The following is a 13184-nucleotide window of genomic DNA, read 5'->3' on the forward strand; positions in this document are numbered from 1 at the left end:
ATAAAGCCTGCATCCGTGCAGGCTTTTAACAAGCCGGACGAGCCAAAGCGAAAAAGCCTGCAAATCAGCAGTTAATTTTCCGCGAAATTCGCAGTCCCGAAAGAAAAGAGGAAAAAAGCCTGCGGATTTGCATCTTTTATCGTTCAATACATGCTATAGAAGGAAAAAAGATGTACATCTGCAGGTATTCGTCTATTCTGCCTCGAAGCGTGGAGCGTACGAATGGGAGGCGTCGTCCGATCCCGCTTCGTTGTGCGACGACCATGCGGCCTTTACGTGACGACAGACCGTCCTCCGATTAAATATTTGCACATAAAGGCCCTTCCGTATCCCGTCAGGGGAAGGAAGGGCCTCGTGCTATTTATACATTATTGCTGTGAACGGTGCCCCTTATCTCCAGCCCGGCATCTCGTCGAGCGTCAGCACGTTGGAGGCGCCGTAGATGCCCGGCAGGCTGCTGCGGTTGTCTTCGATGAAGTCGGGCCAGAGCATGGCGTAGATCCATTTGTTCTGGCTGGCGAGCAGCGAGGCCGAGGGCATGAACTGGCATTCGCCGATCGCGATCGGCTTGCCGGCGGACACGCGGAGCATGGTGTTGTAGTTGTTCTGCGTATAGCCGGTGTTGTAGACGTCTAGCGACGCGATATCGAAGTAGGCGGCGCCGGGGTTGTAGGCGTCGACTTCGGTGTTCAGGTTGGAGAAGTCCTGCACGTTCCACACCCAGATCAGATTGTCGAGACCCTTCGTGTTGACGAGGTAGTCGTGGGTGATCTGGTACAGCTTGGCGGTACCGTTGGAGCCTTTGTGGCAGGCCCACCAGAATACGCATTGGTTCATCTCGTGGAACGGCCGGAACAGCACGACCACATTGTTGTTCTTCAGATCCTGCAGGTAGGTCGCCAGCGTATTGAGACGGCCGATCCAGTTGTTGTAAAGGGTCGTGCCCGGCGTCGTCAGCTGCGTGAACTGGGCGTCGGTCAGCTTGGCCGGGTTGTTGCCGCCGATCTCGTCCCAGGAACAGTATTCGTCGCGGGTCGGCGAGCACGGGTGATACATGAGCGTGACGAGCGCGCCTTTGTTGAATTGGTTTTTGGCTTCTCCGATCATCGTCCAGCGATTGTCCACCGCACTGCTGCCGAAGCCGAAGTCGCCGCCCCACAGCGAAGGTGTGCGTCCGGCGATCGAGGCGACCTGGTCGGAGTGGCTTCGCGGCGCGGTCGAGGACTTGTTCTCGATGCCGACGATGGTGTGGTTGCCGGAGATGCTGTTCAGGTAATCCAGGATGCGCTGCTTGACTGCGGCCACGCCGCCGCCCGGATTGCTGCCGCCGCCGTCCGCATACACCTCGAATTCGTACAGGGAGAAGCCGTAGGCGGTCGCGCGCTGAATGAGGTACACCTTCACATAGCGGGCGGTCGTCTGCGGGAAGGTGATCGTACTCGTCCCGCCGGTGCCGCTGTAGTTGGAATAGACGGTCGTCCAGGAGCTGTTGTCGGTCGACGTCTGTACCTGGAACTGGCGGGCGTACGCCGCCTCCCAGCGCAGTACGACCTTGGATACGGTGCGCTGCTGGCCGAGGTCCACGGTGATGTACTGCTGATCCGCATAGGTGGAGCTCCATCTGGTGGACGTGTTGCCGTCGACCGCGTAGGCGGCCGCCTTGGTCGCATCCTCCGTGGACGATACGCTCACAGATTTGCCCTGCGCCAGGTTGCCCGCCGCGGACGAGCCGCCGTCGTCGCCGTAAATCTCGAATTCGTAGAGCGAGTAGCCGTATTGCGTCCCGCGCTGGAAGGCGTACATCTTGACGTAGCGGACCGTGGACGAGAAGTTGATGGTTGTCGTGCCGCCGGTGCCGTTGTAGTTGGAGTAGACGGTCGTCCAGGTGGCGTTGTCGTTCGAGGTCTGAATCTGGAAGCTCTTCGCGTAGGCGGCTTCCCAGCGCAGCACGACGCTCGTGACCGCGCGGGCCGCGCCCAGATCGACGATCATGTACTGCTGGTCGTTCGTATTGGAGGACCAGCGGGTCGTCGTATTGCCGTCTACGGCGTTGCCGCCGCCATAGGCGGCGCTCTCGGTCGAGGAGACGGTCACCGGCTTGCCGAGCGCCAGGTTGACGGTGGCGGCATGGGAGCTGGACGGGGAGAAGAAGACCACGCTGGCGGCGGCGAGCAGCAGAGCGAGCGCGTACCAGGTTGCGGTTCGGAGAGATAAGGTCACTTCATGTACCTCCTGAAAGGGTAGATTGGCGGTTCGCAATGCGGTCTTGTGTGCGAAGAACAGGCTGCGAAGCGGATGCCGGAGGACCGGCATGAACGGCGTTTAGGACGCTCACCTCCCAGTTTTCCAATTGTAAGCACTTCCAATGGTTCAACAATAGCATAATAAAAATTTAACAAAAATCAATATATTTATTTTTAGTTTAATTAAGAATAAATGAATGGGCAGTAGTTTCGAGCACTCATTCTCACCTTCGGCTCTGATTGAATGTCGATTTATGTCATTTTATAAGCTGAATCAATGAAAATCAGAAACAAAATTCAACCATAGTCCTAATTTAATATAAATTTATTGATTTTTGTTTACATGAACCAAACAAAGCGATACAATCACCCTGTAAATGTAAGCGCAATCAAATCGAACGCTTGCATTTAATCAAATTCACGGGGGGATTGGATATGAAAAAAACGAAGTGGCTGGCGGGCGCCTCGCTCGCAGCAGTGATGCTCACCACCGCCTGCTCGGGCGGCGGGGGCGGCAAGGAAGCGTCCGGAACGAAGGGGGCTGGCGGCGAAGCCTCGCAATCGAGCGACGCGCCTGGCAGCGCGGAGGCGAAGACGCCCTACAAGATCAGCATGGCGCTCATGGCCGGCTCCAAGACGCCGAATTCGTGGGCGGAGAAGACGCTCGAGGAGGAGCTGACCAAGACGATGGGGCGTCCCGTCGACGTGCAGCCCGTCTTCCTGCCGGACTGGTCGGAGCTGAACACCAAGATCAATCTGCTGATGAGCGCCAAGGATACGCGCCCCGGCATTCTGTGGACGGGCGACACCAAGGAGTATACGAAGTGGGTGGACGCCGGCATCGCGCAGGACCTGACCGCGGCGCTGCAGAAGAACGGCAAGGAAATTCTCGACTATTACTCGAAGGACACGCTGTTCTACCACTGGGACAAGAGCGGCAAAATATTCCGCATTCCCGGCGACGTGCCGGAAGCGAGCTATATGACGACGATTCTGCGCAAGGATTGGCTCGACAAGCTCGGCCTGCCCGTACCGACGACGCTCGATGAGTATGTGAACGTATTGAAGGCATTCGCGAACGGCGACCCGGACGGCAACGGCAAGAAGGACACGTACGGCCTGTCGGGCGACAACTACTACCGCAGCCTGGCGCCGTTCTTCTACGCCTACGGCGTGGACGTCGAGAACTTCATGCGGCAGCCGGACGGCTCGATCAAGTTCGGCGCGCTCGATCCGAACGTCAAGACGGTGCTGGCGCTGCTGCAAGGGCTGTACAAGGAAGGCGTCATCGATCCCCGCATGACGACGAGCGCGAACAACGACGACACCAAGGTCAACGATATTTACGCTTCGGGCAAGGTCGGCTCGTTCTACCGCTGGGTCGACTACTTCAACCCCGGCAACTCGGTCGCCATGTCGTTCAAGAAGCTCAACCCGGCGGGCGAATACATCTCCGTCGACCCGATCAAGGGCCCCGACGGCTTCAGCTCCGACATGCCGGACCCCCGCATCGGCTGGTGCTACCTGATCGTCACGGACGCGACCGACGCGGACAGCGCCGTCCAGGTGCTCAATACGATGGCGACGCCGGACGTATTCAAGCTCATCACCTTCGGCCGCGAGGGCGAGCACTACAACATGAAGGACGGCATCTTCACGCCGACGATCCAGCCCGAGGAAGGCAGCAAGCTCGGCCTCGGCAACTTCGGCTGGTACGTCCAGCGCAAGGACGCCGCGAACATCAAGAACACCCCCGAGGTAACCAAGATGTTCGAGCAGAAGATCGCTTCCTCCCAGCCGATGCGCGACAAGATCGTCTACTTCAAGGCGATCGACCGTCCGGAGTGGGACAAATATTCGGAGGACATCAAGAAGGCGCGCGAGGAGCTGTTCTGGGGCATCATCACGGGCAAGACGTCGGTCGACGCGTTCGACGGCTTCGCCAAGACGTACGACAAGCTCGGCGGCAAGCAGATCGACGAGGAAGCGGCCAAGCTGTACGCCACGCAGCAGCAGGAATACGAGCAGTACGACAAGTGGTACGAGGCCAACATCACGCCTTACAAATAAGGCCGGTTTAGGCACAAGGAGGCTTCGTCATGGCTGACATCAAAGCCGCGGCCCGGTCGACCGGGCCGTCTCCGCGGACGGCGGGCAGATCGCTCATGAAGGATCTCGTGCGGGACAGGTACCTCTACCTCCTCCTCCTCCCGGGTCTGCTGCTCGTCCTGCTTTTCAAGTACGGTCCGATGTACGGCGTCGTCATCGCTTTTCAGGACTACAACATTTACAAAGGCATCCACGGCAGTCAGTGGGTCGGCTTCGCGCAGTTCGAGCGGCTGTTCCGGTCGCCGGACTTCTACGAGATTTTGGGCAATACGGTCATTATCAGCCTCTACAAGCTGTCGGCGTCGTTCGTCATCCCGATCGTGCTGGCGCTGCTGCTCAACGAGCTGCGCAGCGTCGTCTTCCGGCGCTTCGCCCAGTCGGTCGTCTACTTGCCGCACTTCATTAGCTGGGTCATCTTCTCGGGCATCATCATCACGTTCCTCAACCCGGTCGACGGCATGGTGAACACGGTCATCCAATCGCTGGGCGGCAAGCCGATCGACTTTCTCGGGGATGTGCGGTACTTCCGCTCGATGCTCGTCGTCACCGACATCTACAAGGAGGTCGGCTGGGGCACGATCATCTACCTGGCCGCGATCGCCGGCGTCAATCCCGATCTGTACGAGGCCGCACGCATCGACGGCGCGTCCAAGCTGCGGCAGATGTGGCATGTGACGCTGCCTGCCATCCGTCCGGTCATCGTCATCCTCGTCATTCTGAGTCTGGCGAACGTGCTCGAGGCGGGTTTCCAGCAGATCTTCCTGCTGTACAACGCGCTCGTGTACGACGTGGCCGACATCATCGACACCTACGTCTATCGGGTCGGCATCTATCAGGCGAACTACAGCTTCGCGACGGCGGCGGGGCTGTTCAAGTCGGCGGTGGCGATGACGCTGATCCTGACGGTCAATACGATTGTGAAAAAAAGCGGCCAGCAGGGGCTATGGTGAGGAGGAAGCGGCGTGGGGCTCACGCGTGGTGAAAAAGTGTTTAATGCGGCGAACATCGCGTTCTTCGTCGTCCTGATGCTCGTCATGATCTATCCGTTCTGGTATATGATCATGGGCTCGCTCAGCGAATCGGACCGGACGGCGGCAGGCGGGCTGTTCCTGGTGCCCCAGGGCTTCTCGCTGTCCGCCTACAAGGCGGTGTTCCAGAACGTTTCCATTTTGTCCGGCTTCAAGGTGACCGTCATTACGACGGTGTGCGGCACGGCGATCGGCACCTTTTTCTCGGCGACGACCGCCTATGCGATCTCGCGGCGGCGGCTGCGCGGGGGGACGTTTTTCTCCATGCTGATCCTGTTCACGATGCTGTTCAGCGGCGGCATGATCCCGACGTACCTGCTCGTCAAGTCGCTGCATATGATCGATACGTACTGGGCGCTCATCCTGCCCGGCTCGATCGGCGCATGGAACATCTTCGTCATGGTCGGCTTCTTCCGCAATCTGCCCGACGAGCTGGAGGAGGCGGCCAAGATCGACGGGGCGAACGATCTCGTCGTCTTCTTCAGCGTCGTGCTGCCGCTCTCCAAGCCGGTGCTGGCGACGGTCGGCCTGTTCATCGCCGTCGGCTACTGGAACGACTTCTTCTCCTCGGTGCTGTATGCGACGGAGAAAAACATGTGGCAGCTCCAGATGGTGCTCAAGGATCTGATCAGCAACACGTCCGCAGCCATCTCGCAGGCGGGCATCTCCGTCGCGGTCCAGCAGGACATCAACCCGTTCACGATGAAGCTCGCGTCGATCCTCGTCTCGAGCCTGCCCATCCTCGCAGTGTACCCGTTCCTGCAGAAGCACTTCGTGAAGGGCGCGATGATCGGCTCGGTCAAGGGCTGAAGACCGTGGCAAGCGGGTAGTCACGATGCGCCGCCGCGAGGCGGCGGCGCTATACATGCACGGCGTGTGCGCCATGTGCGCGTGCCCGCTGCATGCCCGCTACATGCCCGCCGCTGGCTGCCACACGCACACCGACACACACCGCATACTGCTGCCCGCCCGCCACATGCACACCGCATGCCGCTACATTGCACACTGTATGCTCGCAGCACGCATACTGCATGCACACCGCATGCTCGCAGCGCGCACACCGCATCACACTACATGCTCGCAGCACGCACACCGCATGCACACTACATGCTCGCAGCGCGCACACCGCATCACACTACATGCTCGCAGCACGCACACCGCATGCCCACCGCATGCATACCGCATGCATACCGCATGCACACTACATGCTCGCAGCACGCACACCGCATGCACACTACATGCTCGCAGCACGCATACTGCATGCACACTACAGCTCGCAGCACGCATACCGCATCACACTACATGCTCGCAGCGCGCACACCGCATGCACACTACATGCTCGCAGCGCGCACACCGCATGCACACTACATGCTCGCAGCACGCATACTGCATGCACACTACATGCTCGCAGCGCGCATACTGCATGCGCACTACATGCTCGCAGCACGCATACCGCATCACACTACATGCTCGCAGCGCGCATACTGCATGCGCACTACATGCTCGCAGCGCGCACACCGCATGCCCGCCCAATAGGCGATAACTGCACAAATGCAGTTAATTGAACGCTTCGTCGCCCGTGCGAAGCCGATAACTGCAAATATGCATCTATTTCACTCTATTTCAGGCATTTTCGCTCTTTCGGGCGGATTTAACTGCATTTTTGCAGTTATTCGTTCATGGCGCCAGGACAACGGTCAAATTAGATGCAGATATGCAGTTAATTATACGGGGTTCAACTTTTTTGTGCAGTTGAGGTGGCGCCGGACGAGTGGGGAATACGGTGGTTTCTTGTTTAACCGCGGGCGTCGTACTTGGAGGCTCCCCCATTTGAAGCAATCGGAATACGGTTGTTCGAGTTAAAAGTTAATAAATTAATTTAAACAATAGTAAATAAATTAAATTAAATTGTTGAAAGGAAAATATAAGTATGTTAATATCTATACCTGTAAGCGGTATCAAATTTACTTACAGGGGGATTCATCCATGAAGAAGGGTCTTACGATGGCAGCCGCCATCGCCACGCTGAGCATGATCGCCACGGCTTGCGGCGGCAACGACAACAACGGGAACAACGCCTCGCCGTCCGCGAGCGCGAGCCCATCCGCATCCGCATCCGCCAGCGCATCCGCATCCTCGTCTGCATCTGCCGATCCGGCGGCCGACATCAGCGGGACGATCACATTCCTCACCAACCGCACGGACATGATCGACAAGGAATACGTCGACTACGCCAAGCGCTTCAACGAGAAGTATCCGAACGCCAAGGTCGAATTCGAAGCGGTCACCGATCTCGACAAGAACACGAAGGTGCGCCTGTCCTCCGGCGAATACCCGGACGTGCTGCTCATCCCGACGATCCCGAACTCCGACCTGCCGAAGTACTTTGCGCCGCTCGACGATCTGGGCCTGAACGACAAGATTTACTTCAACGATTACAAATCCTCGGAAGGCAAGCTGTACGGCATCTCGGCCGGCGCCACGACGACCGGCATCGTGTACAACAAGAAGGCGTTCGCGGACGCCGGCATCACGGAGATTCCGAAGACGCTGGACGAGTTCTACGCCGCCGCCGACAAGCTTAAGCAAAAGGGCATCGTGCCGCTGGCCTCCAACTTCAAGGATCAATGGCCGCTCTACCCGTGGGCGTCCGAGGTGCCGATCTCGATCGCCGGCGACAAGAACCTGAACAACGACCGCATCAACTCCGACGCGCCGTACACGATGGATAACCCTTACGGACAAGGTCTGACGATCATCCGCACGATGTACGAGAAGGGCTACCTCGAGCCGGACGTCAACTCCACGAACTGGGAGCAGTCCAAGAAGGATATCGCGAGCGGCAAGTTCGCGATGTACATGCTCGGCAACTGGGTCATCCCGCAGGTCATCTCGTCCGGCACGACTTCGGACAACGTCGGCTTCTTCCCGCTCCCGTACGATAACTCGGGCAAGACGAACGTGCTGCTCGCACCGGACTGGGCATACGGCGTCAACAAGAACAGCAAGCATGTCGAGACGGCCAAGGCATTCGTCAAGTGGATGCTCGAGGATTCCGGCTTCGACGACTTCGCGGGCTTCATCCCGGTGCTGAAGGACAAGCAGGCCAACATGGCGCAGCTGACCGAATTCCAGAGCTACGGCCCGACGACGATCGAAGCGGCCGCCGACTCCGAAGAGTCGACCGCCGTCGTCAACAAGGCGCAGATCGTCAAGGAAGCGATGGTGCAGGAGTTCGTACTGTCCAAGGACCCGCAGAAGGTGCTCGACGAGTACAACAAGAAATGGGCCGCAGCCAAGAAGGCGCTGGCTAAGTAAACGAGTCGCGCACCGGACCGCGGACCGTCGCCGCCGTCGGGCGGGCCACTCCTATGGAGGGGCCCCCCGACGGCAGACGCGTCCGCGTTCCCGCACAGAGAGAATCCGGGGTGGAAGAAATGAATGGTTTAAGCTATCAGGCACAAAAGAGAATCATACTGCTCTGCTTCATGTCCATACCGCTGGCGCTGCTGGCGCTCTTCACGTTCTACCCGGCCGTCAAGCTCGTCTGGATGAGCTTCACCGACTGGGACGGTCTTGAGGCGAATCCGACCTGGATCGGCTTCGCCAACTTCGTCGAAGTATTCACGAACCGCGATCTGTTCGGCGTGTTCCTGAACCAGATTCCGTACGCCGTCGTCGGCATCGTGCAGAATGCGATCGCGATCGTGTTCGCCGTCATCCTGAATTCGAAACTCCGCGGCAGGAACGGCTTCCGCGTTCTGATGTTCCTGCCGTTCATCATGAATGCCGTCGCCGTCGCCTTCATGTTCCAATATGTGTTCGACACGACGAACGGCTCGCTCAACATCCTGCTCGGGGCGATCGGCCTCGACAGCCTGTCCAAGACGAGCTGGCTCGGCAATACGTCGCTCGTCAACTTCTCGCTCGCCTCGATCAGCATGTGGCGCTTCCTCGGCTACAACATGGTCATCTACCTGGGCGCGCTCCAATCGATTCCGGCGGATATGTACGAGGCGGCCGAGATCGACGGCGCGGGGCGCTGGCAGAAGCTGATACGGCTGACGCTGCCGAATATGACGAAGATCATCCAGCTCAACATGTTCCTCACGCTGAGCGGCGCGCTCGCCGTCTTCGATCTGCCGTTCGTGCTGACGAAGGGCGGTCCGGCGGGATCGAGCGAGACGTTCCTTTTCAAAACGATCAATACGGCATTCCAATTCAACAACTTCGGACTCGCCTCGGCGATGAGCGTCGTGCTGCTGCTGATCGTCGTCGTCGTGCTGGGCTTGCAGAACCTCGTCATCGGGAGAGGGGGCAGAGACGCATGAGCAAGTCTGTCAGGCGCGATCCGGTGCAGTGGCTCAAGTACGTCGTGCTGCTGTTCGCCTCCTTCATCGTCCTGTTCCCGCCCTACGTCGTCGTCGTCAACGCCTTCAAGCAGGGCAACGAGGGCAACGATCCGTTCGCACTGCCGCACAGCTTCCTGAACTTCGACAACTTCCGCGTCGTCATCGAGCGCACGCATCTGTGGCATTCGTTCGGCAATACCGTCTACATCATCGCGCTGTCGCTCATCGGCAACGTCGTGCTCGGCACGATGATGGCGTACTGCCTCGGACGCCTCGAGTTCAAGGGCAAGAAGCTGGTGCTCGGCGCATTCCTGTTCGCGACGATCGTCCCGACGATCACGACGCAGGTCGTCGTGTTCTCGGTCATCAAGTGGATGGGGCTGTACAACTCGCTGTACGCGCCGGTCATCCTGTTCATCGGAGCTGACGTCATCCAGATTTACATCTATCTGCAGTTCATCCGCAACATTCCGTATGAGCTGGACGAGAGCGCGATGATGGACGGCGCGAGCCTGTTCCGCATTTATCGCTCGGTCATCTTCCCGCTGCTCGGGCCTGCCACGGCGACGCTCATCATTCTCAAGACGATCAACATTTACAACGAGCTGTACATCCCGTTCCTCTACATGCCCAAGACATCGCTCGCCGTCGTATCGACGTCGATCATGCGCTTCGCCAGCAACAATCAGGCGGAGTGGGGCTATATATGCGCCATCATCCTGCTCATCATGATTCCGACCGTCGTGCTGTACCTGTTCCTGCAGCGCTATATTTTCTCGGGCGTGACGAACGGCGCGGTCAAGGGCTGATCCGACTACAACTTCGACTTCAACTGCGAGTGAGGATGGTTGCGAATGGGCGTGCAAGGCTTTGTCAAAAGAGAGGGAAGCCGCCTGCTGCTGGACGGCAAGCCCTTCCGGTTCGCGGGACCGAATATTTACTGGCTTGGACTTGATGAAAATGTGAACGGCATCGGCTGGCCGACGCCGTTCCGCGTGCGGGACGCGTTGGACACGGCGGTCGAGATGGGAGCCACGGTCGTGCGTTCCCATACGCTCGGCGCCTCCTGCGGCCATCCGCAGTCCGTCCAGCCGTCGCTCGGCGAATTCAACGAAGAGGCGCTGCGCCGAATCGACTTCGCGATGCACGAGGCGGGAGAGCGGGGGCTTAGGCTCGTCGTCCCGCTTGTCTGCAATTGGAACTACTACCACGGCGGCCGGCTGACGTTCGCGCGCTGGCGCGGCTACGACGATGCAGGGGCTTTTTATAGCGCACCCGAGGTCGTCGCCGACTTCAAACGCCATGTCGATGCGATCGTCGGGCGGGTCAACACGATCAGCGGCGTCCGCTATAGCGAAGACCCGGCGATCATGGCCTGGGAGCTCGGCAACGAGCTGAACGATGCGCCCGTCGCCTGGGTGTCCGAGCTGGCGGACTATATCAAGTCGCTCGCGCCGCGCCAGCTCGTCGCGCACGGCAAGCAGTTCAAGCTGGATGCGGGGGCGTTGGCGGTGGACAGTCTCGACCTGCTCGACGTCCACTACTATCCGGCCGATGCCGGGGAGATGGCGGCGGACGCCGCGACCGTCGCGGCTGCGGGCAAGACGTACATGTGCGGGGAGTACGGTTGGCCGGACTGCGACCTCGAGGCTTTTGTTCGCGGGGCCGAGGCCGGCGAGTCGGTGACGGGCACGCTGTTCTGGTCGCTGTTCGGCCATGACGACGCCTGCGGGTACGTGCAGCACTTCGACGGCTTCACCGTCCACTATCCGGGGACGGCCGTCGGCGAAGAAGCCGAGCGGCGCATCGGTTTGCTTCGCGCGCACGCTTATCGCATGAGCGGGCGGGCGGTGCCGCCGCCGGGCGTGCCGCCCGCGCCCGTCATCGACGGCGCGGATGCGGGGCGGATCTTGTTCCGCGGCGTGCCGGGCGGCGCGCGCTACACGCTCGAGAAGTCCACGGCGGGAGCGGCCGGGCCGTGGACGGTCGTCTACGACCGGCGGCGCGCGCCGTTGGCCGGGCCGTGGGTCGACCCGACCCGCGCGCAGGTCGCCCGCACCTGGTACCGGCTCAAGGCGCTGAACCAGGCCGGCGCGGAGAGCGGCTACTCGGCGGTGCGCGTGTCCGAGCCGTTCTAGCGCGCCGGGCGCGCGGGTTGGTAGGGGCGGGCCGCAGGCGGAATGCGGAGATGCGGAGAGCGGAACGCCTCTCGTAGTGGAGGCGATGGGCGGCTGCGCGCGCCCGGAATGCGGATCGCCTCTCGTAGTGGAGGCGATGGGCGGCTGCGCGCGCTGGGAATGCGGATCGCCTCTTGTAGTAGAGGCGATGGCCGGCTCCGCGCGCCTGGAGTGCGGATCGCCTCTCGTAGAAGAGGCGATGGCCGCTCCGCGCGCTGGGAATGCGGATCGCCTCTCGTAGTGGAGGCGATGGGCGGCTGCGCGCGCTGGGAATGCGGATCGCCTCTTGTAGTAGAGGCGATGGCCGGCTCCGCGCGCCTGGAGTGCGGATCGCCTCTTGTAGTAGAGGCGATGGCCGGCTCCGCGCGCTCGGAGTGCCGATCGCCTCTCGTAGTAGAGGCGATGGCCCGCTCCGCGCGCTCGGAATGCGGATCGCCTCTCGTAGTAGAGGCGATGGTCGGCTCCGCGCGCATGGAGAGCGGATCGCCTCTCGTAGTAGAGGCGATGGGCGGCTGCGCGCGCTCGGAGTGCGGATCGCCTCTCGTAGAAGGGGCGATGGCCCGCTCCGCGCGCCTGGAATGCGGATCGCCTCTCGTAGTAGAGGCGATGGCCCGCTCCGCGCGCCTGGGGAGCGGATCGCCTCTCGTAGTAGAGGCGATGGCCGCTCCGCGCGCCCGGAATGCGGATCGCCTCTTGTAGTAGAGGCGATGGCCGGCTCCGCGCGCCTGGAGAGCGGATCGCCTCTCGTAGTAGAGGCGATGGGCGGCTCCGCGCGCCCGGAATGCGGATCGCCTCTCGTAGTAGAGGCGATGGCCCGCTCCGCGCGCCTGGAATGCGGATCGCCTCTCGTAGTGGAGGCGATGGTCGGCTCCGCGCGCCCGGAATGCGGATCGCCTCTCGTAGTAGAGGCGATGGCCCGCTCCGCGCGCCTGGAATGCGGATCGCCTCTCGTAGTAGAGGCGATGGCCGGCTCCGCGCGCCCGGAATGCGGATCGCCTCTCGTAGTAGAGGCGATGGCCCGCTCCGCGCGCCTGGAGAGCGGATCGCCTCTCGTAGTAGAGGCGATGGCCCGCTCCGCGCACCCGTAATGCGGATCGCCTCTCGTAGTAGAGGCGATGGCCCGCTCCGCGCCCCCGTAATGCCGATCGCCTCTCGTAGTGGAGGCGATCGGCTGCCCCACGCGCTACAGGCCGTTTTGTAAACGGTCTCAATGAGAGGGAGCTAGTTAGGTTAATGACAGCGGCGGTAGAGGGATGTTGTCCTCGATTGCAGCAG

10 protein-coding genes are annotated in these 13184 nt (G+C 60.6%); 9 read left to right on the forward strand and 1 reads right to left on the reverse strand.

All coding sequences use genetic code 11. The annotated features are described in order from the left end of the window. Window positions 1–390: 390 nt before the first annotated feature. Entirely contained in the window at window positions 391–2220 is a 1830-nt protein-coding gene (locus VQ071_RS02080) for a discoidin domain-containing protein (RefSeq protein WP_340512179.1), read from the reverse strand. Between the two features lie 458 nt (window positions 2221–2678). Between VQ071_RS02080 and VQ071_RS02085 the strand changes: the two genes are divergently transcribed. From VQ071_RS02085 to VQ071_RS02125, 9 genes are all read left to right on the forward strand, one after another. Next, entirely contained in the window at window positions 2679–4313 is a 1635-nt protein-coding gene (locus VQ071_RS02085) for an ABC transporter substrate-binding protein (protein WP_340512180.1), read from the forward strand. 29 nt (window positions 4314–4342) lie between these two features. After that, complete coding sequence (locus tag VQ071_RS02090; RefSeq protein WP_340512181.1) at window positions 4343–5302, forward strand: ABC transporter permease; 960 nt, start codon at window positions 4343–4345, stop codon at window positions 5300–5302. A gap of 12 nt (window positions 5303–5314) precedes the next feature. Beyond that, the gene (locus VQ071_RS02095; RefSeq protein ID WP_340512182.1) at window positions 5315–6190 is read left to right on the forward strand and encodes a carbohydrate ABC transporter permease; all 876 of its coding nucleotides are present in this window, start codon (window positions 5315–5317) and stop codon (window positions 6188–6190) included. 1176 nt (window positions 6191–7366) lie between these two features. After that, complete coding sequence (locus tag VQ071_RS02100) at window positions 7367–8698, forward strand: ABC transporter substrate-binding protein (protein ID WP_340512183.1); 1332 nt, start codon at window positions 7367–7369, stop codon at window positions 8696–8698. A 119-nt stretch (window positions 8699–8817) separates the two neighbouring features. Further along, window positions 8818–9711 carry a carbohydrate ABC transporter permease gene (locus VQ071_RS02105; RefSeq protein WP_340512184.1) on the forward strand — a complete coding sequence of 298 codons (894 nt, stop codon included), beginning with the start codon at window positions 8818–8820 and terminating at the stop codon, window positions 9709–9711. Then, window positions 9708–10541, forward strand: coding sequence for a carbohydrate ABC transporter permease (locus VQ071_RS02110; RefSeq protein WP_340512185.1), 834 nt, complete (start codon window positions 9708–9710; stop codon window positions 10539–10541). Before VQ071_RS02105 ends, VQ071_RS02110 begins: the two co-directional genes overlap by 4 nt. A 45-nt stretch (window positions 10542–10586) precedes the next feature. Continuing rightward, the gene (locus tag VQ071_RS02115) at window positions 10587–11870 is read left to right on the forward strand and encodes a glycoside hydrolase 5 family protein (RefSeq protein ID WP_340512186.1); all 1284 of its coding nucleotides are present in this window, start codon (window positions 10587–10589) and stop codon (window positions 11868–11870) included. A 42-nt stretch (window positions 11871–11912) separates the two neighbouring features. Beyond that, window positions 11913–12608, forward strand: coding sequence for a hypothetical protein (locus tag VQ071_RS02120; protein WP_340512187.1), 696 nt, complete (start codon window positions 11913–11915; stop codon window positions 12606–12608). Beyond that, window positions 12589–13110 (forward strand): hypothetical protein, encoded by a 522-nt coding sequence (locus tag VQ071_RS02125; protein WP_340512188.1) that lies wholly within the window; start codon window positions 12589–12591, stop codon window positions 13108–13110. The genes VQ071_RS02120 and VQ071_RS02125 overlap by 20 nt, the downstream gene beginning before the upstream one ends. The last annotated feature ends 74 nt before the right edge of the window (window positions 13111–13184 follow it).

Source organism: Cohnella sp. 56, from assembly GCF_037963805.1.
In the GTDB taxonomy this organism is placed as follows: Bacteria; Bacillota; Bacilli; order Paenibacillales; family Paenibacillaceae; genus Cohnella.